Below are 22,302 nucleotides of genomic sequence, written 5' to 3' on the forward strand. Positions count from 1 at the left end.
CCATGCCCGCCACCCGCGAACTGCGCGTGCTGCCCGTGCCCGGCGGCACGGCGGTGGCCGAGCTGTACCCCGAGTTCGAGCAGCTACTCGACGACCGCGGCCCGGCCCTGCTGCCCGTCCCGGCCGACGATCCGGTGCGTACGCGCCTGCTCTCGGACGCCATGCGGCCCGGTGACCCCGTCGACGACCGCACGGCGCTGGTGGTGAGCACCTCCGGCTCGACGGGCACTCCCAAGGGGGCGATGCTCTCGGCTGCGGCGTTGGCCGCGTCAGCGTCCGCCACGGATGCGTTCCTCGGCGGGCCGGGCCGCTGGCTGCTGGCACTTCCCGGACACCACATCGCCGGCCTGCAGGTGATCCTGCGCAGCCTCCGAGCAGGCATGGAGCCGGTCGTGGTGGACGTGACCGAGGGATTCGATCCGGCGTCCCTCCCGGACGCGGTGGCCGCCTGCCGGGTGGGTGTGAACACCGGGGCGCCCGGCCGCGGTGCACCCCCGCGCGCCTACACCTCCCTGGTCCCCGGCCAGCTGGCCAAGGTCCTCGACGACGGCCCGCCCGAGGCCGTCGCCGCCCTGGCCTCACTCGACGCCGTGTTGCTGGGTGGAGCATCGGCCGCCCCGGACCTGCTCGCCCGGGCCGCCGGGGCCGGGATCAGGGTGGTGCGTACCTACGGCATGAGTGAGACCGCCGGCGGGTGCGTCTACGACGGTCTGCCGCTCGACGGAGTGGAGATGGAGATCGACGACGACTCCGGCCGCGTCTGGCTATCCGGCCCGCAGCTCGCCCTGGGGTACCGCAACGCGCCCGCTCACCCGGCGTTCGCCCGCGCGGGATGGTTCCGGACCGACGACGCCGGACGGGTCGGTGAGGACGGCAGGCTCCGGATCCTGGGCAGACTCGACGAGGCGCTGAGCGTCGGCGGGCTCACGCTCCTGCCGCAGGCGGTCGAGGACTCGCTCCGTCAGCACGCCGCGGTGGTCGACGTCGTCGTCGTCGGGATCCCGGATGCCCGCCTCGGCACCCGGCCCGTCGCGGCGGTCACCCTGCGGACCGCGGCCACCCCGGACGAGCTCCGCTCCCACGTCACCGCGATGCTCGGGGCCCACTCGGCGCCCGCCGCGGTGGCCGTCGTGGACGCACTTCCGCTGTTGCCGGGCGGCAAGATCGACCGGCGGACCGTCGCGGCACGGTTCGTCGATGGGACAATCGGAGGATGACCCGCGAGACCGACTTCTCCGATGCCGCCGAGCACCCCGAGCACCCCGAAGACCCCGAGCACCCCGCCCGGCCCGCCGGCGCCTCCTTGTCCGACTGGCTCCAGGGGGCCCGACCACGGACGTGGCCCAACGCGTTCGCGCCGGTGCTGGTGGGTTCGGCGGCCGCGGCGCTGGCCGGTGGCTTCGTCTGGTGGAAGGCGCTGCTCGCACTGGTGGTGGCGTGGTCGTTCATCGTGGGCGTCAACTACGCCAACGACTACTCCGACGGCATCCGCGGAACGGACGACGACCGCGTGGGCCCGCTGCGACTCGTGGGGTCGGGACTCGCCCGCCCCCAGGCGGTGAAGTGGGCGGCGTTCGCGTTCCTCGGTCTGGGCGGCCTGGCCGGGGTGGTGCTCAGCGTCACCTCGGCGCCGTGGCTGATCGCCGTGGGGCTGGTGTGCATCCTCGCTGCCTGGTTCTACACCGGCGGCAGGAGCCCCTACGGGTACCGCGGCCTCGGCGAGGTGGCGGTGTTCGTGTTCTTCGGTCTGGTGGCCGTGACCGGCACCCAGTTCACCCAGCTCGGGTCCGTCACCTGGTACGCGCTCGTCGCGGCGGTGGCCGTGGGCAGCTTCTCCTGCGCGGTCAACCTCACCAACAATCTGCGGGACATCCCGTCCGACACCGAGGCGGGCAAGATCACGCTGGCCGTCCGGCTGGGCGACTCACGGACCCGGGGCCTGCACGCCGTCCTGGAGTTGCTGGTGCCGCTCCTGGCCACGCTGGCGCTGATCCCGGCGACGCCGTGGGCGCTGCTGGGTCTGTTGGCGATGCCGGTCGCGTGGAGGGCCAACGCGCCGGTCCGGGCGCGCGCCACGGGCGCCGGGCTCATCCCCGCGCTCACGGTGGCCGGGATGGCCATGCTCGCCTGGAGCGTCCTGGTCAGCGCCGGGATGCTGATCGCCTCCCTATAGCACTACTTGCCGAGCGACCCCTCGGGCACGGCGTCCCAGGCCGCCTGGATACCGTCGTTGATCGCCAGCGCGGCTCCTCGGAGGGCGTCCCTGACCTCGATCGGCAGCGGGAGCGCGTCGATATCGGCGATGGCGATGGTGCCGGGCGCAGGCGGTGCCGCGGGGGCCGGGGCAGGGGCGGGCGGCGCCGCGGGGGCGGGCGCCGGAGCCGGCGCTCCCCCGCCGGCACGTCCGGTGATGGTCACGGTGGTCGTCTCGGTCCGCACGGGGATGCCGCCGATGTAGGCGGTCGCCACGGGCCGGTACACACCCGGGGTGGTCGGCACGCCCTGGATGGCGGTGGTCCGCGGGTTGTAGGTCAGCCCTGGCGGCAGACCCTGGAACTGCAGTGTCGCGCCGGGCGGGAGAGTCACCTGATCGCTGACGCGGTTCTCCATGTAGACGCCCACCGGGAAGCTCAGCGACGGCAACGCGGCCGGCGCCACCTCCGTGGCCTCGATCACGAGGGGTGCGGCGTCAGGGGACTCCACCTGCCCCGACGCCACCCCGATCGCCGCCATGGCGGCCAGGGCGGCGGTGGAGGCGATGACGGGACGGGAGAGGTGCATGCGTGCCTTTCGGGGGTCATCGGCGAGATCCGGGTGCGAACCAGGCCACCGTAACCCACGAATGCACGTCACCCCGAGGCCTTCTCATCATGTGAGAGGGACTCGGGGTGGACGTGGTCACCGGCGACCTGCGCGGCCGCCGGGAGTTCGTGGGTCTCAGCCGCGGCCGTTCGCGACCGTCGGACCCGGGGCCTGGACGGTGCTGGGTGCACCGGCCGCGACGGTGGGGGCGGTCGATCCGGCCGAGCCGCCACCGTTGTTCGAGCCCTCGGTTGACGTGCCCGGAAGCGCCGGGAGCAGCGAGGAGGTCCCCGGGGCCGAGGACCCGCCGCCCAGTGCCAGGCCGAGTCCGGCGAGGCCCAGCAGGGCGATCCCCGTGAAGGCGAGGCCGGGCGCCAGCGCCCCGAGGGATCCGGTGTCGAGGGGCGAGGAGGAGCCCGGCACCTCGACCTGCCCGACGGTGTTCAACCCGCCGCCCGCGGTGAGGTCGCCTCCGGTGGTGGTCTCGCCTTCGGTCGTCGACCCGGTCTGGCCGCCGGTGTCGAGCAGTGAGCCGAGCGGCCCCAGGCTCTGGGTGTCGATTCCGCCGGTCACCTCGCCGGTGGCCTCCCCACCCGCGTTGCCCGCCGACCCGAGCGGCGATCCGGTGTCGGGGGTGGTGTCGTCACCCGGGGAGCCACCGGCCAGGCTCCCCAGGCCGAGCTGCGCGTTGGCGTCGCTGCCGAGCGGCGCGGAAGGGGTCTGCCCCGGAGCGTCGGGGGTCGCCCCGCCGGTGCCGAGCGATCCGGTGACCATCTCGCCGGCCGAGTCCCCACCGAGCGAGGTCACGATGCTCACGACGGCGCCGAGGATGGCGTCCGTGCCTGCGGAACCCGTGGTGATCTGCCCACCGGCCTGGGCCTCGCCGCCGAGGCTGCCCTCGACGGCGGCGGCGGACCCGGCCTCGGCACCGACCGGGGCGGTGCCGTCGGGGTTGTTGACGGTGAGGGTCACGGGGATGGTGACGGCCTGGCCGCCGAGGGTGCCGACGACCGTCACGGTGTAGACGCCCGCGGCCGCGGTGGTTCCGGAGATGACGCCATCCGCGTAGGTCAGCCCCTCGGGCAGACCGTTGACCTCGGTGATGACGATGCCGCTCCACTCCCCGGCCCCGACGAGGCCCTGGAGATCGAACGAGTACGAGGCGCCGGCGTTGAACGCCGGGGCGGTGACCGCCACGGTCTGGACGTCACCGCGGACGGTCGGGGCGTCGGGGGTGGCGACGACGACGCCGCCCACGAGGGCGACCGCGGCCGCGGCTGCGACGGGGGCGACGAGGCGACCCCGGACGATACGACGGGGGCGGGCGAGGCGAGCACGCATCGGCTGGTTCCTTCCGGAGGGGTTCGGATCGCTCACTCCCCGGATACGGGAGCGCAGACCATTACAAGAGTCACTCTAACCCCACACACATCAACTGTCTACTTCTGTCTCAATAGTCACAGAATTATCTTGAGTCACAGTAGTCACACACCCTGTGGGGTATGCCTACCTATATGGGTCCGCACTTATCGCCGCGCCCACACCCGACTACCGCGCCGCCATCGACTCCCCGCTCAGCCCACGACATGACCGCGGCCCGGCCCCCTGAAGGGGACCGGGCCGCAGGCTCGGGGTTCTGCACTGGAAGAGAGTCGCCGCTCAGGCTCCGGGGGTCGGGACGCTGGTCGGCAGGGCGACCGCTCCGGTCCGGGACGCCGAGACGTCGCCCGCACTCTGACCGACCGGGCCGGAGGTCAGGGTGGAGCTCGAGGAGGAGGTCGAGGTCGGTGCGCCCGACCCACCGCCGAGGCTGCCCGCTCCAGCGCTTCCGGTGCCGCCGGGCGCGACGGTCCCGGTGACCGTGGTGACCGGATTGCCGTCCCCGTCGACGATCACGGTCACGGGCGGCTGAACCATCTCGCCGCCGAAGACGGCCGTGCACAGCGGCTCGGTCAACGACCCGGTCTGTCCCACGAGGTTCGCGCCGCCACCGGGTCCGGCGAGCACATCGAGCAGGTTGGGGAAGGTTCCCAGGGCGGAGGTGACGAAGTCGAGGACCGCCGTCGGGACCCCCGAGATGCCGAACAGCGGATAGAACTTGGCGACCGAGCCGCCGAGATCGGGCAACTCACACGTCGCCTCGGACTCCGGCGCGAGGTCACCCACGCTGGAGTCCTCCGCACTGGCGGTGTCGAGGCTGCCCCCCTGGCCGGCATCGCCGTCGTCGACACCGCCGCTTCCGGAGCCCTCGCCGCTCCCGCCCGGGAGGCTTCCGGATTCACCGCCGCCCCCGACGAGGCTGCCGAGGTCCAGGCTGCCCGTCGCCGAGCCGTCCGGGCCGTCACCCCCCGTCTGGGCGCTGACGATCGGGACGGAGAGTGCGACCGCCATCAGGGCGGCGGCGGAGGCGGTGACGACCCTGCGGGCGGACATGGCGATGAGACCCCTTAGCTGGAGACGGACCAGGATGCGACTAACGCGGTCACGCGCCATCACGGGTGAGTGGCGCCTGTTCTCGACAGGAGGACTGTATCCCGATCGGCCGGGGTCCGGTAGAGCTTCGGCGAAGCGTCAGCGGTCAGTCTCCGAGGCTCCCCGCGCCGGTCGTGACCATCCCGAGCAACGCGGCCGGGGCACTGCCCACAGCCGCCCCTCCGGCGGCCTCCGCGTCGGTCCCGCCCGAGGACTCGCCGCCCAGCAGCCCCGGCGAGAGGGTGCACAGGATCTGCCCGGCCGATCCCAGGTCCTGGGTCGAACCGCTCTGGCCGAGCAGCGACGGGAGCATGGTCACCACCGCGTTCACCAGGACCAGCAGCAACCCGGAGGTCTCGGCGTCCCCGCCTCCGGTGAGGGCGGGCAGGAGCGCACCCACCGAGGCACCGTCCACCTCCCCGTCACCGAGGGCGGCGCACAGGTCGGGCGTGGTGCCCGTCTCGTCGTCGGTGGTGTCGGGTCCGGAACCGTCGGCCTCCACGGGATCGGCCGCCGGGACGCCGGGCACGGCGGAGAGGGTCGGGGCCGGCTGTGCGGGTGTGGTCGTGGCGCCGGGGTCGGTGGACGGTGAGGAGTCGCCGGTCGCGCCGGGGTCGGTGGAGGGTGTGGAGTCGCCGGTCGCGGCGGGCCCGGTGGTCGTGGCGGGCGAGGTCGTGGCGGGCGAGGTCGTGGCGGGCGAGGTCGTGGCGGGCGAGGTCGTGGTCTCCCCGTCACCGACGGGGTCGGTCGACGGGTCGACCACGGTGACCGTGAGCTTCTCGGACTCGGACACCGGCCCGTTGGAGACCGTGACCAGCACCTCGTAGTCACCCGCCCGGGTGGGCGTTCCGGAGATCACCCAGCCGTCCTGGGTCAGGCCGTCCGGCAACCCGGTGACCTGGATGGAGGTGCCGGCCGGGATCGCACCCCCGGCGGCACGGGCCACCACGGGTTCGAGGTCGAGGTTGACCGGGACCCCCAGCTCCATCTCCTGCGCCGTCGAGTCCTCGGTCGCGGGATCCTGGACCCCCGCCTCCTGGCCGGCCGCGTTCTGCGCCAGCAGGATGTCGCCCGTGGCGATATCGGTCGGCGCGGACACGGCGACGACGGTCCCGCCCCCGACTACGGCGAGCGCGGCCAGCGCGCCTCCGAGAGCGAGGGAACGGGTGCGGGGGGCGGGGCTGTGGGGGCGGCGCTGGAACATGGATTCACCTTGTCGTCCGGGGGCGGGGCACGACCGGGACAGCCCAGTCACCTGTGCACCATACGTCACATTAGTCACACGAGCCACACCTACCGCGTTGCGTGTCACGAGTCGGCGCGTCGCCCGGTCAATACACTCGTCGGCGAACGCCACGCCCGAACTGGCTGACACCACGCCCGAACGTGCGGACGCGGTGCCCGACGGAAGGACCCTCGTGACCCCACCCCCCGAGATCGCGATCCGGGCGCGCGGCCTGCGCAAGACCTACACCCGCGGCCGGGTGCAGGTCAGGGCCCTCGACGGCGTGGACGTGACGGTGGAAAAGGGGCGGTGGACCGCGATCATGGGCCCCTCCGGCAGCGGCAAGTCCACGCTCATGCACTGCCTGGCCGGACTCGACTCCCCTGATCAGGGCACGGTGTCGATCGGGTCGACCGACATCACCCGCCTCGGCGACGCCGGTCGGACGCGCCTGCGACGGGCCAGGGTCGGGTTCGTGTTCCAGTCCTTCAACCTCGTCCCCTCCCTCTCGGTGCGCGAGAACATCGTCCTGCCCGTCCGGATGACGCTGCGCCGCCCGGACCGCGACCGGCTCGACTCCCTGGCGGGCGAGCTCGGTATCGGCGACCTGCTGCGTCGTCGCCCGCACGAACTCTCGGGCGGCCAGCAGCAGCGGGTGGCGATCGCCCGCGCACTGCTCCCCCGGCCCGACGTGGTCTTCGCCGACGAACCCACCGGCAACCTCGACTCCGAATCCGGGGAGGCGGTGCTCGGCCTGCTCGGTGCGTGCGCTCGGGAGAGCGGCCAGACCGTGGTCATGGTCACCCACGACACCCACGCCGCCGCCCACACGGACACGGCGTTGATCCTGGCCGACGGGCGGATCGCCGACGAGGTCGGCTCCCCCACCCAGGACACCGTCGACGCCGCCATGCGCACGCTCGCCGGCCGGCGCGCGGCCACCGCGTGAACCCCCGACTGATCCTGGGCCAGCTCCGCGCGAACGCGGTCCGCTACCTGGGCACGGTCCTGGCCATCGCCGTCGCGGTGGGCTTCGTCCTGGCCTCGGTGGGTGTCCTGCGCACGATCTCGGCCAGCGCGGACGCCACCTTCGGCCTGCGCTACGCGGGCACCTCGGTTCTCGTGCAGAACCTCGGCGACCGCACCTCCGCCGGTTCCGACGCGGGGCGCGCCGAGGCCGCGGAGGCGCAACGGCTCGGCCTGGAGGCCATCGCCTCCACTCCCGGGGTCCGGGCGGCCACGGTCGACACGCGATCGTACGTCCGGGTCCGTGTGGAGGGACGGGCCCAACAGATGACGACGGCGACGGCGCTGGCCCCCGACGACGACCTGCGATGGCAGAGGCTGGCCTCCGGCAGACTGCCCGACGGGCCCGGTGAGGTGGCCGTGCGCGCGGACTCTGATATCCCCCTGGGCGCGTCATTCGAGGTCCGGCCGCCCGGCGGCTCCGATCCCTCCCCCGTCACGGTGGTGGGCCTGTTCGACCTGTCGGGCCAGCCTGATCTCGAGGCCGCGTTCCCGCTGTACACCGTCGACGAACAGATCCAGCAGTGGTCCGCCTGGGGCGCCGGCGGAGACGTTCGCGTGGCCGGGGACGGCTCGGTGCCCGACCCCGTTCTCGCGGAACGGATAGCCGAACGCCTCTCCGCCCTCCCGGGGACCTCGGCCGTGGAGGTCTCCACCGGCGCCGCGGAGGCCGAGGCGCTCGCCGAGTCGTTCGTGGGGGGCCGCGACGTCTATACCCGGGCCCTGCTCGCCTTCACCGTCCTGGCCGTGGCGGTGGCCTCACTGGTGATCGCGACGACCTTCGCCGTGGTGTTCGCCGCCCGCGTCCGCGAGAGCGCGCTGCTGCGCTGCCTGGGCGCCTCGCGGCTGCAGCTGCGCCTGTCCGGGGCTGCCGAGGCACTGGTGGTGGCCGCCCTCGCCACCGGTCTCGGACTGGCCCTGGGCCGGACGGGGGTCTCGGCGGCCACGGGGCTGGCTCCGAGGCTCGGGGTGACGATCCCGCTCCAGGAGGTCACCGTGCCGCCCGGCGCGTACGCCCTCGCCGCCGCGGTCGGGCTCGGGGTCACCCTGATCGCCGCCCTGCCGGCGTTGTGGCGGGCCACCGCGGGGAGTCCGCTCGAGGCCCTCCGACCGGCCGACGTCCGCCCCGACCCGTGGTGGCGTCGCCTCGCGATGGTCCTGGCGGGGTCCGCCGTCGCGGCCGCGGGCTGGACGGCGATGGGATCCGCGGTGGACTCGCGGTCGGTGGTCGAGGCCGGGGCGTGGGGCGTGCTCACGTTCCTCGGGGCACTGGCGGTCACGACCGGGGCCCTGCCCACCCTGCTCGGGGTCGTCGGCACGGTCGTCGGGCCGGCCCTCGGCCCCGTCGGCCTCCTCGCTGCCCGCAACACCGCGCGCAGCCCACGCCGCACGGCCGCCACCTCGGCCGCCGTACTGGTCGGGGTGACGCTCACCTCGACCATGGTCACCGGGATCGCCCTGCTGGGGCCCGCCATCGAGTCGCGGCTGGTCGACCGCGTCCCGTTGGACGTCGCCGTCACCTCACCCGACGGGATCCTGCCCGGCGCGCTGCCCGAGCGACTCGCGGGCATGGACGGGGTCGCGGAGTCCCTCGTCGTCGTCGACATGTACGCCCGCGACGACGAGGGCAGAAGGACGGTCCTGCGCGTGGCCGACCCGGCCGGGGTCGCGCAGGTGATGCGCCGGGAGATCACACTTCCCGGCCCTGGCGAGATCGTCCTGCCCGAGTCCTCTCCCGTGGCCGCGGGCGCAGGTGACGGGGACACCGTCCGGTTCCGGTTCTTCACCGACGACGACACGCGGGACCTGGTGGTCCGTCGCACCAGCGACCAGTGGGCCCTCGCCGCCCCGGGCAGTGTGCCCGACTGGCCCCTGCCGCGGTCGCCGGACGGAGCGCCCTGGCCGGAGGACCTGGAGGTACCCCGGGAGTTCGTGCCCCGCACCGAGCAGTGGCTCCGGATGGAGGACGGGTTGGAAGGCGAGCGACTCGAGACGGCGCTCGACCGGGTGCGGTCGGCGGTCGTGGAGGCCGGCCCCTCGCTGGCGGTCACCGAGACCTTCGCCTCGCGGGACCAGGTCGCGGGATCCGTCCGGACCGTCCTGACGTCCAGTGCCCTGCTGCTCGCGGTGGCGGTGGTGCTGGCCCTGGTGGGGGTGGTCAACACGCTCACGCTGTCGATCCGGGAACGGACGCGCGAGGTCGGCCTCCTCCGCGGCGTGGGCGTCACCCGGGCCGGCGTCTGGCGGATGCTCGTCCTGGAGACGGCACTGGTGGCGGCGAGCGCCTCGACTCTCGGAGTGCTCATCGGCACGGCGTTCGGCCGACTCGGCGCGGTCGCGATGGTGGGACCCGAGAACACCGGTAACATCGCACCGCCGGTGAGCGATCTGATCACCGTGGGGGTCGGCGGGGTCGCGGCCGCGGTTCTCGCCGCCTGCCTGGCCTCGATCGGGGCGGTACGGAGACAGGTGGCCGAGATCTGACCGATGATGACGTGACGCACAGCCCCGACCGGTAGCCATCCTTTGACAGAACTGAGACACTATCGTTATGCGAACTCGGGTGCTCCTGACCGCCGGCGCGATCGCGCTGGTAGCCGCGTCGTGCGCACAGCCGGAACCGCAGGTTCTCTCCGAAGCCCCGCGATCCGCCTCTGCGACCGACCTCACCTCCGCGGCCGAATCGAGCGAGCGTGACACCCCGCCCGGCCGCTTCATCGCCCGGTGCGCCACCGAGGCCGACGGCGGCACACCGGGAATGACGGTGTTCACCGACGGCACGCAGAGTGTCACCGACCACTGCCTGAGCCGGTACTACATCGGTGTGCAACCCGCACCGGGGGCGCTGTACGTCGCCGACGACGAGACGGGCACCCACGCACCGCCCCGCCAGCCCGAGACGGGCACCACGGCCACCCAGTGGACTCCCGCCCAGCCGCGGACGGACGCCGGTGGGCAGGATCCGTGGTTCGACGACGACGACCCCACCACGGAACCGGCCGAGCCGACCGAGAGCGGTCCGGGCGAGCCCACCGAGGAGACCACACCGGATGGGCCGACGACCCCGCCCGAGGGGACGACGCCGCCGACCACCCCGCCCACCAGCCCGCCCACCGGACCCGGGGAAACCGAGACCACGACCCCGGGCGCCGGTGAGACGACGGCCGCGAACCAGGTCGGCCAACCCACCACCGGATCCGACGAGCCGGCGCCGACCGCGGTGCCGACCGAGACCGAAACCGACGCGGCCGCTCCCCCGCCGCCTCAGGCTTCCGGGTGGCCGCCGTTCGGATGGATGGGGTCACATGACCCGAACGGGTCATTCGGCTCGGAGTGGCTCCCCTCTCTGCCCGCTCCGGTCAGCTGAACGGCTGCCGGTCCGGATCTGAACGGCTGCCGGTCCATCGACTCGGGTCGGCCCGGTAGGGCTCAGGCCTCGTCCATCCGACGTCGCAGGTCGTCCCGCTTGACGCGACGGTTGGCGTCCACAGCCGAGATGTCGGAGTTGATCTCCGCGCGCAGGCGCGTGAACAGGACCATCGACAGCGGGAGCGCGATGACCACCGAGATGATCGCCGCGACGAGGACCGGCACGTCGACGCCCGCGAGACGGCCGATACCGATGACGATCAGGGTCAGTGCGACGACCATCAGCAGCCTCAACACCGTGTAGAACATCATGTTGCGGGCCAGGCGGGCGCCGGGACTGGTTCCGGCGGGCGCCTGTGCCGGGATTGCTGACTCGTCTCGCTCGCTCATGACCCCCAGGATACGTATCGTGGTGGAAAGGAGGTTCGAGTGATCTGGCTGTTCGCACTCATCGGAGTGGTGACCGTGGCGATTCTGCTGTGGCGGGCCTTCGGGCCCGGTTCACGGCCGGCCCCGCCCCGCGTGATCGCCCCGGACGACGACCCTGATTTCCTTCGGGATCTGGACAGGCGTAAACCCCTGGACCCCTGACCGGGCATCACCCCCGGCGGCCCAGGAGATCGACGATCGAGTCGACCGCGTGGCTGATCTGCGTCCCCGTCCGGTCGAAGACCTCCGGCTGGCGGCCGATCGGGTCCTCGATGTCCCACGCCGGATCGTCGGTGTCCACGCCGAGGCGGGCCCGCGACAGGCCCCGGAGCGTCAGAGCCCGGTCCGTGTCGGCCAGATGGGCCGCCTCCAGCAACGTGTAGGTCCTCTTCCACAGCAGCGGCGCCATCTCCTGGACGGCGTCGCGGTGGGCGCGCGTGGCGGTGAGGACCAGATCGTGACCCCCGAGCACTCGTGGCGACAGGAGCCGGGCGCCGAAACCCTCCGCGCTCCCGCCATACGCCTCGAGCACCCGGCGGGTCTCGGGGTGGATCTCCACGCCGTTGACCGCCCTCGTCCCGGCGGACTCCACCACCACGTCGAGACCCGCTCGGGCGGCGCGCGCGGCGAGCAGGCGCTCGGCCAGCGGTGACCGACACATGTTGCCGGTACAGACCGTCATCACCCGGATCGCCATGCCGCAGATCCTAGTAGGGCGCCGTCACACCCACGATCCACGAGGTCATCGCACCGATCCCGGCGACCGCGAGCCGCCGGACGCGCCTGCCCGGCGTCTGCTCACCCCTCCGCCTCACTCCCCACGCCACTGCGGGGTGCGCTTGTCCAGGAACGCGGACATGCCCTCCTGGGCGTCGCATGTCATCGCGTTGGTGGCCATCGTCTCGGCCATCTCGCGGTACGCCTCGTCCTGGGGTAGATCGATCTGGCGGTAGAAGGCCTGCTTCCCGATCTCCAGCGTGAGCGGGCTGGCGACGGCGATCCGGGTGGCGAGCTCGTCCACACGGGCCCGGAGCCGGTCTGCGGGTACCGCGGCGTTGACCAGGCCCCACTCGACCGCGGTGGCGGCGTCGATCGTCTCGCCGGTCAGGAGCATCTGGAGCGCGCGTTTGCGGCCGATGTTCCGCGAGACCGCCACCATGGGGGTCGAGCAGAACAGGCCGATCCTCACGCCCGGGGTGCCGAACCTCGCGGTGTCGACGGCCACGGCGAGGTCGCAGGTCGCCACGAGCTGACACCCGGCGGCGATGGCGTGGCCCTGCACCTCCGCGATCACGGGCTGGCGGATGGCCTGGATCGACTCCATGAGCTCGACGCAGGTGTCGAAGACCTCGCGCTCCTCGTCCAGGGTGCGGTTGATCATCTCGCCGATCTCGTGCCCGGCGGACAGCGCCGGGCCCGACCCCGTCACCACCACCACGCCGCACGACGGGTCGTCACCGAGGTCGCGGATGGCGGCAGTGGCCTCGCGCATCATCCGCAACGACAGGGGGTTGCGGCGATCGGGCCGGTCGAGGGTCACGCGCGCGATCGGGCCGCTGCGCTCGACGAGGACGTACGGGGTGCTCACTGGGGCCTCCGGGAGGGACGACGAGTGCGTGTCACCCGGTTCTACCCCGCCGGACGGGTCCGTGGCGCGGGAGTGGGGACCGACGCCCCCGATGGAGGTCGGGACCGCGGCACCCCTGGGCCGCCTCGCCGGGACTACCGGGCCGCGGCCGGGTGCTCCCCGTCGCACCACTTCTCGACGGGCACGGCCGCCTTGACCTGGTCGACGTGCTGACCGCAGCCGTCCCAGGTGGTCTTGCCGCAGATGGAACAGGTGACCGGATAACACATGGCGTCCTCCTTCACGGGGATTCTCGACCCGACAGGGCGTCGTTCGATACCCCCTAGGGTATGTCAATCCGCGTTCGGGCGCCACTCCTCGTCCACCCGCGCGGTGGCCTCCCGCAGGCGTTCCACGTGCGCCTCACAGTCCTCCCACCGCGGCAGGCGCCCGGCGGCCGCGGCGTCGAGCAGACTCGGCGCGTCTCGGTCCTTTCCGCTCATCACGTGCGTGATCGGGGTGCCGTCGAGCGCCACGGAGGGCCAGTCGACGGCGAGGTGGGGATCGAAGGCGTCCACCCCGTGCTCGGCGCCCGGTCGCCAGCCCTCCGAGCACAGGTACATCACCGTGGACTGCGGCTCGAGGGAGAGGAATCCGTGCGCCACGCCCTCGGGGACGTACACCGCACGCTGGTCCTCCGAGTCGAGGATGACCCCGGACCACTCCCCGAAGGTCGGCGAACCCACCCGCACGTCCACCACCACGTCGAACACCGTGCCGGACGGGCACATCACGTACTTCGCCTGGCCGGGCGGCACCTCGGCGTAGTGCAGGCCGCGCAGGACCCCCTCGCCCGAGACCGACACGTTGACCTGCGCGAGGTCGAAGCGGTGCCCTGTCAGGCGGCGGAAGGCCGCGTCGGTGAACGCCTCGTGGAAGACCCCGCGGTCATCGGAGATCCGGCGGGGGGTGATCTCCCACGCCCCCGTCACGCTCAACTCGCGAAGCTGCACCGGCGGTCCCGCCTTCCTGTCCACCCGACTCCTGACCTGCCCACCCTAGCGGGGCCCGCCGCGTCCGCCGGAGGCCGTCAACCCCGCATGGCGCCGACGATCTGTCCGGCCGTCCACTCGCCGATCATCAGGCAGTCCATCGCCGAGTCGTGCAGACCCGCGTCCTCGCGCCACCCGGTCACGACGAACTGGAAGACGTAGGTCGCCTCGTCGTCGCTCCATCCCACGATCAGGCTCGAGGTGGCCATCTCGCCGGGCTCGGCGGTGTAGGTCCCGCGGACGAAGCGGTAGACGCTGCGCACCGCGCCGGCGTCCTCGTCGCCCTCTCCCGCGACCTCCTCCAGCAGTGTCCAGTCGGCGAGCACCTCCGCGGTGGCCACGATCATCGTCACCGCGTCGTCGGTGGACATGGCGGGCGCGACGCGGGCACAGGTGGCCACGGCGTTGGGCGAGAACCCGTCGCGGTGCGCTCCCGGATCGACGTAGATCACGGCCGACGGCTCCGGCGACTCGATCCGCTGCCACGGCGCGTTGTCCACCCAGGTCAACGGTTGCGCCGCGACCGCCATCGGGGGGCTCGCCTCGAGCGAGCGGCCCGTCGAGGCACAGAACTCCTGTATCGAGGCCATGTCAGCCCTGCAATCCCGCGCCGACGATGTGCGCCCCGCCGTCCACGACGATCGTCTGCCCGGTGATCCAGTGGGCGTCGTCGGAGAGCAGGAACGACACGGGGCCGGCGATGTCGTCGGGGACCCCCAGCCGGCCCGCGGGCAACGCGGCGGACATCTGCTCCTCGCGGCCGGAGTAGAGCGCCTCGGCGAAGCGGGTCTTGACCACGCCCGGCGCGACGGCGTTGACGCGGACCGCCGGGCCGACCTCCACCGCCAGTTCCTGCGTCAGTCGCATCACCAGCGCCTTGGTGGCGCCGTACCACCCGATCCCCGGCGAGGGCGCCAGGCCCGCGATCGAGGCCACGTTGACCACCGCCCCGCCCCGCTCCTCGAGCCCCGAGTGATAGACCTTCTGCGTCCACGCCAACGTGCCCAGCGCATTGACTTCGGTGATCTTGCGAGCGGCCGCCAGGTCCACGTCGATTGTCCGACCGAACACCGGGTTGATGCCGGTGTTGTTGACCAGCAGGTCCACGGGCCCGAAGGTCTGCTCGGCCCGGGCCACCACCTCGCGCTGGTGGTCCTCGTCGTCGGACTTGCCCGCGACCGCGAGCACCCGTTCCGGGGCACCCAACTCGGCGACCGCCTCGTCGAGCCCCTCCTGCCCGCGGGCGGTGATCACCACGGACGCCCCCTCGGACAGCAGGCGCCGCGCGATCCCCAGGCCGATCCCCCGGCTGGCGCCGGTGACGAGGGCCGTCCTCCCGGCGAAGCGGTCGGGCACGACGGGGCCGGTACGGGGGGCGGGAAGGGGGGAAGGGCTCACGTGTCGTCTCCTGGTGCGGTTCGGGGCTCTCGGGCGTGCACTGCCAGCCTAGAGGCCGTGTCCCCGCCCTACGATCACGGGATTTTCTCAGCCCGCCCCCAGGGAATACCGGCCGACAGGCGGGACGGGAGTTACAGTCTTCGTCAGGACTCAACCGGCCGTCACACACGGCGCAACTACCCCAGGGCGTGCCCATGTCACCACTTGCCCCACGCGGTGCGGCGGATACCCCTGTGTGCTCGATCCTGGACATCCCGGGGCCCCGGTGGTTCGGCGAGGGCGATCCCATCTGGCGTGTCCACGGCGACGCGGCGACCCCGATCGGGGTGACCACCGGCCTGCTCATGCTGGCGGCCAACCCGGCCTACGCCTCCACGTTCGCCGCCGCGGACGCGGTCGACGACCCCTGGTCCGTGGACGCCTACCTGCACGACCTCATCGAGATCACCACGTTCGGCACGGTCGACGACGCGATGGTGACGATCGAGAACTCCCACCGCGACCGCGCGTTCTCGGGGACCACCGAGCACGGTCAGTACTACTACGGTTCGGACCCCGAGCTCGTGGAGTGGGCGCACGCCGCCACCACATGGGCCCTTCTCGCGGCCTACCAACGCTTCGCCGCGCGGCCGCTCACCCCGGCCGAGTCCGACCGGTACGTCTGCCAGACGGCCGGCGTCGCGCACCTGCTCGGCTGCCGGGTCTCGCCCACCACGGTCCGCGAACTCGAGCAGCTGCTCCGTTCCTCCCGGGATCGCGCCCGTGCGACCTCCGCCGGCCGGAGCGTCGCGACACGGCTGCGCGAGACGGCGCGCGAGTGCAGGGGCCTGGAGAGGACGTCCGTGACCGCCCACCGGTCGTGTGTCACGGTGGTCCACGCCGCCACGAGCCTCGTGCCGTCCGACGTCCGTCGGGCCCTCGACCTCCCCCACCGCCCCATGGACCGCGCCGCCGTCTTCGGCCGCATCACCCGGGCGCACGAGGGCCTGGGGGCGCCGATGCTCACCACCCGCGCGCCCATCGCCGCGCCGTCGGCCATGAGGGCGCGACCGGCCTGAGCTGGCGCTCCCGGGGACCACGACCCGTGGCCGTCACCTCGGGCCGCTACCAGTGGCCGTTGATCCGGCCCTTGGCGAACCCCGCGATCTCCCAGACCAGGTGCACCGGGAGCATCGGCCAGTCGATGCGCTCGATCGGCGTCATCCGCACATCGACCCCGGTCGCCGCGCGCATCCACTGACCGGCCCGCAGGGTGTGGGGACGATTGGTGACGACGAGGATCCGCTCCCACCCCCGGGCTCGGGCGATCGCGGCGACCGCCTGCGCCTCACCCCACGTGGTCCGCGGTTCGGGAGCAACACAGACCACCTCCGCACCGGCCGGGCGGCCCGCGCCCGTACACAGCCGTCGGGCGATGCGCTCCGAATTGCCTCCCGGGTTGGACACCAGCAGCGTGTCGGCGAACCCGGCCTCCACCAGCTCGCGGGCGTGGGCGTGCCGGCCGTCGTCAGCGCCGGCGAGCATGACCACCGCGTCGGCGGGCACCGGCTCGTCCGCGCGCGGCTGGAGCAGGAACACCCCCCAGGCGGTCAGTACGAGGGCGGTGGTGATGCCGATCGCACCTGCCGCGAGGGCCGCGCGGCGCAGTCGTGGACCGAGGCGGGGGCGGGTCACGGCGCCGGGGACGCCGGCGGGCTCACCGGTCACGACCACCGCGCGCGAGGTGTGCGTGCTCGGCCATCGCGGCGGTGAGGTCGGCCCGCCAGTCCGGTAGTGGCGATAGTCCCGCCGCCCGCCACGAGGCGTCGGACAGCACGGAGAAGGCCGGCCTCGGTGCTGGCCGGGGGAACTCCGAGGAGCTGCAGGGGCGGATCCGGTCCGGGTCGGCCCCGTACCGGCTGAACACCGCGCGGGCGAGCTCGCACCACGTCGCGCGTCCGCCCCCGGCAGCGTGCAGGGTGAGCCCGCGGGTGTCGACCCGGCCGGCCTTCTCGGCGGCCAGCATCTGCAGAAGAGCGCCGGCGAGCGCCTGCGTGGACGTGGGCGAGCCCCACTGGTCGTCGACCACGGTGAGCTCGTCTCGCTCGCCTTCCAGTCGGACCATGGTGGCGACGAAGTCGCTTCCGGACAGGCCCGCCCTCACCCGATCCGGGCCGGTGTAGAGCCACGCGGTGCGGACTATCGTCGCCTCGGGATGAGCCCCCAGCACACCCCGCTCCCCCGCCACCTTGGTGCGACCGTACGCGGTGGAGGGGGCGGTCGGGTCCGTGGGTTCGAGCGCAGGAGCGGTGGCCGGGTCGCCTCCTCCGGGGATCTCACCGGAGAAGACGTAGTCGGTGCTGATATGAACCATCCGGATCCCGCGATCGCGGCAGGCCGCGGCGAGCGACTCCGCGCCGTCGGTGTTGATCGCCCGGGCGCCCGCCTCGTCGGTCTCGGCCTCGTCGACGTTCGTGTACGCCGCCGCGTTGACGACGACCTCCGGGTCATGGCGATCGAGGGCCGCGGCGATCGACGCGGGATCGGTGATGTCCAGTTCGTCACGGCCCGGGGCGTGTGCCACCCCGGAGAGCGCGTGACCGAGCTGCCCGCGACCGCCGGTGACGAGGATTCTCGGCAGCCCGGCGGGGCGGACGGGTTCGCCCGCCCCCTCCGCATCCGCTCCTCCCGATGCACTCCGGCGTGCACCGCTGCTCAGGCGGGCGTGCATCGGGGGGAGCGGCTGTGCATGCTGATCGTCCGGATGGCCGCCGTTCATAGGTGCCGACCCTTCTCGCGGCGGAGCACGTCGAGCAGGTAGGCCCCGTACCCGGACTTCTCGAGGTCGTGGGCGCGGGAGGTGAGCTCGTCGTCGCCGAGATACCCCATCCGCCACGCCACCTCCTCCGGGCAGCCGATCTTCAGGCCCTGCCGGTCCTCGATGGTCCGCACGTAGTTGCCCGCGTCGAGCAGAGAGTCGTGGGTGCCGGTGTCCAACCACGCCGTGCCGCGCGGGAGGACCTCGACCCGGAGTCGGCCCGCCTCGAGGTAGTGGCGGTTGACATCCGTGATCTCGTACTCCCCGCGCGGCGACTTCTCGAGGTTCCGCGCCACCTCCACCACATCGGCGCTGTAGAAGTAGAGGCCCGGTACGGCGAAGTCGGAGGACGGGTTCTGAGGCTTCTCCTCGAGGCTGATCGCGCGACCGTCCGGGTCGAAGTCGATCACCCCGTAGTCGCCCGGGTTGGAGACGCGGTAGGCGAACACGGCGCCGCCGTCGAGGTGGGCGAACCTGCGCAGCTGCGTCCCCATCCCAGGGCCGTAGAAGATGTTGTCGCCCAGGATCAGCGCCACCGCATCGTCGCCGATGTGCTCCGCTCCCAGCACGAACGCCTGCGCCAGCCCCTCGGGGGCGGCCTGCTCCACGTAGCTCAGGGTGATGCCGAACTGACTGCCGTCGCCCAGCAGCCGCCGGAACTGCGGCGCGTCCTCGGGCGTGGTGATGAGAAGGATGTCCTGGATTCCCGCCAGCATGAGGGTGGACAGCGGGTAGTAGATCATCGGCTTGTCGTAGACCGGCATGAGCTGCTTGCTCGTCGCCAACGTGAGCGGGCGCAACCGGGTGCCGCTGCCGCCAGCCAGGACGATGCCTTTCACAGCACCCTCTCCGTCCGGGCGTACTTCGCCTCGACGCTCTGTTTGACCGGCTCCCACCAGTCCCGGTTCTCGCGGTACCACTCGATGGTGTGGGCCAGCCCGTCCCGCAGGTTCGTGTGCTGCGGCTCCCACCCGAGCTCCTCGCGGGTGGCGGTGGCGTCGATCGCGTACCGCAGATCGTGGCCGGGACGATCGGTGACGTGGTCGAAACCGGGATCGCCGTCCGTACCGGCGGCACCCATGAGCTCGCAGATCATCTGCATGACCTGCAGGTTGGAGTGCTCGCCGTCGGCGCCGACGAGGTAGGTACGGCCCGGCTCGCCACCGGCCAGGATCCGCAGGACGGCCGAGTTGTGGTCGTCCACGTGGATCCAGTCCCGGACGTTGGCTCCACTGCCGTAGAGGCGGGGCCGCTGCCCGGTCAGCAGGTTGGTGATCTGCCGCGGGATGAACTTCTCGACGTGCTGGTACGGGCCGTAGTTGTTGGAGCAGTTGCTGATCGTGGCGCGCACACCGAAACTCCGGACCCACGCGCGGACCAGCATGTCCGCGCCGGCCTTGGTGGCCGAGTACGGGCTCGACGGGTTGTAGGCGGTGGCCGGGGTGAACCTGTCCGGATCGTCCAGCTGCAGGTCGCCGTAGACCTCGTCGGTCGACACGTGGTGCAGGCGCACGTCGTGGCCGCGGCAGGCCTCGAGCACGGCGTAGGTGCCCACGATGTTGGAGTGCACGAACGGCCACGGGGTGGCGAGCGAGTTGTCGTTGTGGCTCTCGGCGGCGAAATGCACCACCGCGTCGTCAGGCCCCGTGAGCTGCGCGACGAGCCGGTCGGTGACGGCGGGGTCCGCGCAGTCGGCCTCCACCAGCTCGACCCGATCCGACGGGAGTCCGGCCAGACTCGCGCGATTGGCGGCATAGGTCATCGCGTCCAGCACCGTGACGTGGGCACCCGGGTGCTCGCGGATGACCGTGTGGACGAAGTTGGCGCCGATGAACCCGGCTCCCCCGGTGACGACGAGGCGCATACGGGCAACCCTACCGTCGTGCACGCCCCGCCTCCGTGGGCTCCTCCGGCTCGCGTCGGAGCCCGCGGTACTCCTCGAGCATCCTGGCCCGCCTGCGTGCGAAGAAATCGCTCGCGGTGGTGTCCCTCGGGGTAACCTGCACGTTCTCCTCTGCCGGGATGCCGGACCGGAGCTGGCGGATGCGCAACACCTCGGTGTCCAGACGCGCGCCGTAGAGCACCGCCATGTTGACCAGCCACAGCCACACCAGGAACACGATGATCCCGGCGAGCGAACCGTAGGAGCGGTTGAAGTTGCCGAAATGGGAGACGAAGAAGCCGAACCCGGCGGTGGCGACTCCCATGATGAGCAGCGCCGCGGCCGCCCCGAGCGACACCCAGTGGAACTTCCGTCCGGCGACGTTGGGCGCGAATCGGTAGAGGATCGCCAGCGCGAGAACCGCGGAGACGAGGGCCGCGGGCCACTTGGCCAGGCCCCACACGGCCAGTGCCGTCTCTCCCAGACCGATCCACCCGCCCACGGTCTCGGCGATCGGTCCGGTGAACACCAGCGCCAGTCCGCCCACTGCCACGAGGACGACGAGCAACGCCGTGAGCAGCAGACCGACGGGCACCAGCCGCCAGGGCGGGCGCCCCTCCTCGACCCCGAACACCAGGTTCATCGCCCGGCCCAGCGCGCGCACGTAGCGGGATGCGGTCCACAGCGCGATCACCACACCGACCACGAGCGCCGTGCCGGCGGCCTGCGTCGTGACGACCGCCTCGACCGGGTCCCGGATCGGATCCAGGATCTCCTCCGGGGCGACGTCGGACAGCATGCCCATGAGGGCATCGACCGTCCTGGCGCCCTGACCGAGCACCCCGAGCAGTGAGACCACGACGAGGAGTGCGGGGAAGAGCGAGAGCACACCGTAGAAGGTGAGCGCCCCCGCCTGATCGGGCCCACGGTCGCGGAAGAACTCACCCACCGAGCGTTCGAGGACCAGGCGGACGGTGCGGAGTCGGCGTCGGGCGGTCGACGCGGTCCCGCCGGAGGAGTTCATACCCCGATTGTGGCTGCTCGACAGCGCCTCGCGCCTCCCGCCGCGCGGCGCGCGACGTCAGTGGGAGTCGCGCGCCTGTTCCGCCTGGGCCTCGCGGCGGATGTCGGCGGAGTCGTCGATGGTCTTCTGTCGCTTCTCCTCGGCCTTGTCGCTGGCGGTGGTGTCCCGCGGCGGGAGTTGGATGGTCTCCTCGGCGTGCAGTCCGGCCTGCAGCTCGCGGGCCCGCTCCACCTCGGCGTCCACCTCGGCCCCGAAGAGCAGCGCGTTGTTGGTGATCCAGAGCCAGAGCAGGAAGATGATGACGCCGGCCAGCGAGCCGTAGGTGGCGTTGTAGCTGGAGAAGTTGGACACGTAGAACACGAACCCCGCGGTGGCGACGGCCCAGACCAGCAGCGCCACGACCGCGCCGAGGGAGACCCATCGGAACTTCGGCTGCTTGACGTTGGGCGAGAACCCGTAGAGCGCGGCCAGGATCACGACGACGACGAGGACCAGCGCCGGCCACTTGGCGATGCCCCACACGGTCACCGCGGTCTCACCGAGACCCACCAGGTCACCCACCCATTCCGCGATGGGGCCGCTGACGACGAGCATGAGCCCGGCCAGGCACACGAGGAGGAGCAGCACGGCGGTGAGGAGCACCATGGCGGGCTTGAGCTTCCAGAAGGGACGCCCCTCCTCGACCTCGTAGATGCGGTTCATCGCCCGCCCGAAGGCCCCCACGTACCCGGACGCCGTCCACAGTGCACCCAGCAGACCGGTGACCAGGGCGACGCCGGCGGCGGGGGTGTTGACCAGGGACTCGATCGGCCCGCGGAGCGCAGCGAGCGTCTCCTCCGGCGCGGCGCCCTCGAACAATTCCATCACGGCGTTGACGGTCTCCTGCCCCTGCCCGAACACCCCGAGCAGCGACACCACCGCCAACAGGGCGGGAAAGATCGAGAGCACCGCGAAGTAGGTCAGCGCGGCGGCCAGGTCCGTGCACTTGTCCTTGGAGAACTCCGCGGCGGCGCGCGTGAGGCCGATCTTCCAGGTCCCCGCCTTGAGCGAGGTGGGCGACTCGGGCTTGCCGGCGTCGGGGTCGGCCTCCGGGTCGGGCTTGTCGGTGATGTCTCGGGTGCTGTTCGCGCTCATGCAGGTGACTGTTCCACCGGCGACCCCCACGCGCATCCTCTGGGGTCGATCTCCTGCGGGGGTGACGTGCCGGTCCCGTGCGTTACCCTCGTCGGTGCCACATCACCAAAGCGTGACATCACCTG

24 protein-coding genes are annotated in these 22,302 nt (G+C 72.4%); 7 read left to right on the plus strand and 17 right to left on the minus strand.

Annotated features, from left to right (window positions below; all coding sequences use genetic code 11):
- The first annotated feature begins 2 nt into the window (after window positions 1-2).
- Both menE and CT688_RS12420 read left to right on the plus strand, forming a co-directional pair.
- Window positions 3-1,217, plus strand: coding sequence for an o-succinylbenzoate--CoA ligase (gene menE, locus CT688_RS12415; protein WP_107757140.1), 1,215 nt, complete (start codon window positions 3-5; stop codon window positions 1,215-1,217).
- Complete coding sequence (locus CT688_RS12420) at window positions 1,214-2,173, plus strand: 1,4-dihydroxy-2-naphthoate polyprenyltransferase (RefSeq protein WP_231750324.1); 960 nt, start codon at window positions 1,214-1,216, stop codon at window positions 2,171-2,173. Before menE ends, CT688_RS12420 begins: the two co-directional genes overlap by 4 nt.
- A 2-nt stretch (window positions 2,174-2,175) precedes the next feature.
- Here the strand turns inward: CT688_RS12420 and CT688_RS17490 are convergent, their stop codons facing one another.
- The 4 genes from CT688_RS17490 to CT688_RS12440 form a co-directional block, all read right to left on the minus strand.
- Window positions 2,176-2,781: a hypothetical protein gene (locus tag CT688_RS17490; RefSeq protein WP_197431417.1), complete on the minus strand. Its 606-nt coding sequence runs from the start codon at window positions 2,779-2,781 to the stop codon at window positions 2,176-2,178.
- 156 nt (window positions 2,782-2,937) lie between these two features.
- Window positions 2,938-4,143 (minus strand): hypothetical protein, encoded by a 1,206-nt coding sequence (locus CT688_RS12430; protein ID WP_107757141.1) that lies wholly within the window; start codon window positions 4,141-4,143, stop codon window positions 2,938-2,940.
- 318 nt (window positions 4,144-4,461) lie between these two features.
- Complete coding sequence (locus CT688_RS12435; RefSeq protein WP_107757142.1) at window positions 4,462-5,235, minus strand: hypothetical protein; 774 nt, start codon at window positions 5,233-5,235, stop codon at window positions 4,462-4,464.
- A 145-nt stretch (window positions 5,236-5,380) separates the two neighbouring features.
- The gene (locus CT688_RS12440; protein ID WP_107757143.1) at window positions 5,381-6,478 is read right to left on the minus strand and encodes a hypothetical protein; all 1,098 of its coding nucleotides are present in this window, start codon (window positions 6,476-6,478) and stop codon (window positions 5,381-5,383) included.
- Between the two features lie 214 nt (window positions 6,479-6,692).
- Here CT688_RS12440 and CT688_RS12445 point away from each other — a divergent pair, with 214 nt between their 5' ends.
- The 3 genes from CT688_RS12445 (at window position 6,693) to CT688_RS12455 (ending at window position 10,892) form a co-directional block, all read left to right on the plus strand.
- Window positions 6,693-7,448 carry an ABC transporter ATP-binding protein gene (locus CT688_RS12445; protein ID WP_107757144.1) on the plus strand — a complete coding sequence of 252 codons (756 nt, stop codon included), beginning with the start codon at window positions 6,693-6,695 and terminating at the stop codon, window positions 7,446-7,448.
- Entirely contained in the window at window positions 7,445-10,009 is a 2,565-nt protein-coding gene (locus tag CT688_RS12450) for an ABC transporter permease (protein ID WP_107757145.1), read from the plus strand. The genes CT688_RS12445 and CT688_RS12450 overlap by 4 nt, the downstream gene beginning before the upstream one ends.
- A 67-nt stretch (window positions 10,010-10,076) precedes the next feature.
- Window positions 10,077-10,892, plus strand: a complete 816-nt coding sequence (locus CT688_RS12455) for a hypothetical protein (RefSeq protein ID WP_156607231.1) — start codon at window positions 10,077-10,079, stop codon at window positions 10,890-10,892.
- Between the two features lie 62 nt (window positions 10,893-10,954).
- Here CT688_RS12455 and CT688_RS12460 read toward each other — a convergent pair whose 3' ends face one another.
- A complete protein-coding gene (locus CT688_RS12460; protein ID WP_107757147.1) occupies window positions 10,955-11,284 on the minus strand; it encodes a DUF4229 domain-containing protein in 330 nt (109 codons plus the stop codon).
- 39 nt (window positions 11,285-11,323) lie between these two features.
- Here CT688_RS12460 and CT688_RS17495 point away from each other — a divergent pair, with 39 nt between their 5' ends.
- On the plus strand, window positions 11,324-11,485 hold the full coding sequence (locus tag CT688_RS17495; RefSeq protein WP_167457827.1) for a hypothetical protein: 162 nt from the start codon (window positions 11,324-11,326) through the stop codon (window positions 11,483-11,485).
- 7 nt (window positions 11,486-11,492) lie between these two features.
- Here the strand turns inward: CT688_RS17495 and CT688_RS12465 are convergent, their stop codons facing one another.
- From CT688_RS12465 to CT688_RS12485, 6 genes are all read right to left on the minus strand, one after another.
- Entirely contained in the window at window positions 11,493-12,020 is a 528-nt protein-coding gene (locus CT688_RS12465; RefSeq protein ID WP_107757148.1) for a protein-tyrosine-phosphatase, read from the minus strand.
- A gap of 114 nt (window positions 12,021-12,134) precedes the next feature.
- The gene (locus CT688_RS12470) at window positions 12,135-12,911 is read right to left on the minus strand and encodes an enoyl-CoA hydratase (RefSeq protein WP_107757149.1); all 777 of its coding nucleotides are present in this window, start codon (window positions 12,909-12,911) and stop codon (window positions 12,135-12,137) included.
- 134 nt (window positions 12,912-13,045) lie between these two features.
- A complete protein-coding gene (locus tag CT688_RS17950; RefSeq protein WP_255412654.1) occupies window positions 13,046-13,180 on the minus strand; it encodes a hypothetical protein in 135 nt (44 codons plus the stop codon).
- A gap of 63 nt (window positions 13,181-13,243) precedes the next feature.
- Window positions 13,244-13,903, minus strand: a complete 660-nt coding sequence (gene rfbC, locus CT688_RS12475) for a dTDP-4-dehydrorhamnose 3,5-epimerase (RefSeq protein ID WP_107758190.1) — start codon at window positions 13,901-13,903, stop codon at window positions 13,244-13,246.
- Window positions 13,904-13,980: 77 nt separating this feature from the next.
- A complete protein-coding gene (locus CT688_RS12480; protein WP_107757150.1) occupies window positions 13,981-14,532 on the minus strand; it encodes an LpqN/LpqT family lipoprotein in 552 nt (183 codons plus the stop codon).
- A 1-nt stretch (window position 14,533) separates the two neighbouring features.
- Window positions 14,534-15,340, minus strand: coding sequence for an SDR family oxidoreductase (locus CT688_RS12485; RefSeq protein ID WP_197431418.1), 807 nt, complete (start codon window positions 15,338-15,340; stop codon window positions 14,534-14,536).
- A gap of 194 nt (window positions 15,341-15,534) precedes the next feature.
- Here CT688_RS12485 and CT688_RS12490 point away from each other — a divergent pair, with 194 nt between their 5' ends.
- Window positions 15,535-16,398, plus strand: a complete 864-nt coding sequence (locus CT688_RS12490) for an oxygenase MpaB family protein (RefSeq protein WP_231750325.1) — start codon at window positions 15,535-15,537, stop codon at window positions 16,396-16,398.
- Between the two features lie 46 nt (window positions 16,399-16,444).
- Here CT688_RS12490 and CT688_RS12495 read toward each other — a convergent pair whose 3' ends face one another.
- From CT688_RS12495 to CT688_RS12520, 6 genes are all read right to left on the minus strand, one after another.
- Complete coding sequence (locus CT688_RS12495; RefSeq protein ID WP_231750326.1) at window positions 16,445-17,047, minus strand: YdcF family protein; 603 nt, start codon at window positions 17,045-17,047, stop codon at window positions 16,445-16,447.
- A complete protein-coding gene (gene rfbD, locus CT688_RS12500; RefSeq protein WP_370446359.1) occupies window positions 17,037-17,960 on the minus strand; it encodes a dTDP-4-dehydrorhamnose reductase in 924 nt (307 codons plus the stop codon). Before rfbD ends, CT688_RS12495 begins: the two co-directional genes overlap by 11 nt.
- A 134-nt stretch (window positions 17,961-18,094) precedes the next feature.
- Entirely contained in the window at window positions 18,095-18,976 is an 882-nt protein-coding gene (rfbA, locus tag CT688_RS12505) for a glucose-1-phosphate thymidylyltransferase RfbA (RefSeq protein ID WP_107757153.1), read from the minus strand.
- Window positions 18,973-20,001 carry a dTDP-glucose 4,6-dehydratase gene (gene rfbB, locus CT688_RS12510; RefSeq protein ID WP_107757154.1) on the minus strand — a complete coding sequence of 343 codons (1,029 nt, stop codon included), beginning with the start codon at window positions 19,999-20,001 and terminating at the stop codon, window positions 18,973-18,975. Before rfbB ends, rfbA begins: the two co-directional genes overlap by 4 nt.
- Window positions 20,002-20,011: 10 nt before the next feature.
- Window positions 20,012-21,043, minus strand: coding sequence for a YihY/virulence factor BrkB family protein (locus tag CT688_RS12515; RefSeq protein WP_228549097.1), 1,032 nt, complete (start codon window positions 21,041-21,043; stop codon window positions 20,012-20,014).
- A gap of 57 nt (window positions 21,044-21,100) precedes the next feature.
- Window positions 21,101-22,177, minus strand: coding sequence for a YihY/virulence factor BrkB family protein (locus CT688_RS12520; RefSeq protein WP_107757155.1), 1,077 nt, complete (start codon window positions 22,175-22,177; stop codon window positions 21,101-21,103).
- Between the last annotated feature and the right edge of the window lie 125 nt (window positions 22,178-22,302).

The organism is Dietzia sp. JS16-p6b (assembly GCF_003052165.1).
Lineage (GTDB): Bacteria > Actinomycetota > Actinomycetes > Mycobacteriales > Mycobacteriaceae > Dietzia.

Excerpts from the sequence above, each read along its gene's own strand:
- menE (WP_107757140.1), top strand. The coding sequence starts at position 3 with ATGCCCGCCACCCGCGAACTGCGCGTGCTGCCCGTGCCCGGCGGCACG.
- CT688_RS12420 (WP_231750324.1), top strand. The coding sequence starts at position 1,214 with ATGACCCGCGAGACCGACTTCTCCGATGCCGCCGAGCACCCCGAGCAC.
- CT688_RS17490 (WP_197431417.1), bottom strand. The coding sequence starts at position 2,781 with ATGCACCTCTCCCGTCCCGTCATCGCCTCCACCGCCGCCCTGGCCGCC.
- CT688_RS12430 (WP_107757141.1), bottom strand. The coding sequence starts at position 4,143 with ATGCGTGCTCGCCTCGCCCGCCCCCGTCGTATCGTCCGGGGTCGCCTC.
- CT688_RS12435 (WP_107757142.1), bottom strand. The coding sequence starts at position 5,235 with ATGTCCGCCCGCAGGGTCGTCACCGCCTCCGCCGCCGCCCTGATGGCG.
- CT688_RS12440 (WP_107757143.1), bottom strand. The coding sequence starts at position 6,478 with ATGTTCCAGCGCCGCCCCCACAGCCCCGCCCCCCGCACCCGTTCCCTC.
- CT688_RS12455 (WP_156607231.1), top strand. The coding sequence starts at position 10,077 with ATGCGAACTCGGGTGCTCCTGACCGCCGGCGCGATCGCGCTGGTAGCC.
- CT688_RS12460 (WP_107757147.1), bottom strand. The coding sequence starts at position 11,284 with ATGAGCGAGCGAGACGAGTCAGCAATCCCGGCACAGGCGCCCGCCGGA.
- CT688_RS12465 (WP_107757148.1), bottom strand. The coding sequence starts at position 12,020 with ATGGCGATCCGGGTGATGACGGTCTGTACCGGCAACATGTGTCGGTCA.
- CT688_RS17950 (WP_255412654.1), bottom strand. The coding sequence starts at position 13,180 with ATGTGTTATCCGGTCACCTGTTCCATCTGCGGCAAGACCACCTGGGAC.
- CT688_RS12480 (WP_107757150.1), bottom strand. The coding sequence starts at position 14,532 with ATGGCCTCGATACAGGAGTTCTGTGCCTCGACGGGCCGCTCGCTCGAG.
- CT688_RS12490 (WP_231750325.1), top strand. The coding sequence starts at position 15,535 with ATGTCACCACTTGCCCCACGCGGTGCGGCGGATACCCCTGTGTGCTCG.
- rfbB (WP_107757154.1), bottom strand. The coding sequence starts at position 20,001 with ATGCGCCTCGTCGTCACCGGGGGAGCCGGGTTCATCGGCGCCAACTTC.
- CT688_RS12515 (WP_228549097.1), bottom strand. The coding sequence starts at position 21,043 with ATGAACTCCTCCGGCGGGACCGCGTCGACCGCCCGACGCCGACTCCGC.
- CT688_RS12520 (WP_107757155.1), bottom strand. The coding sequence starts at position 22,177 with ATGAGCGCGAACAGCACCCGAGACATCACCGACAAGCCCGACCCGGAG.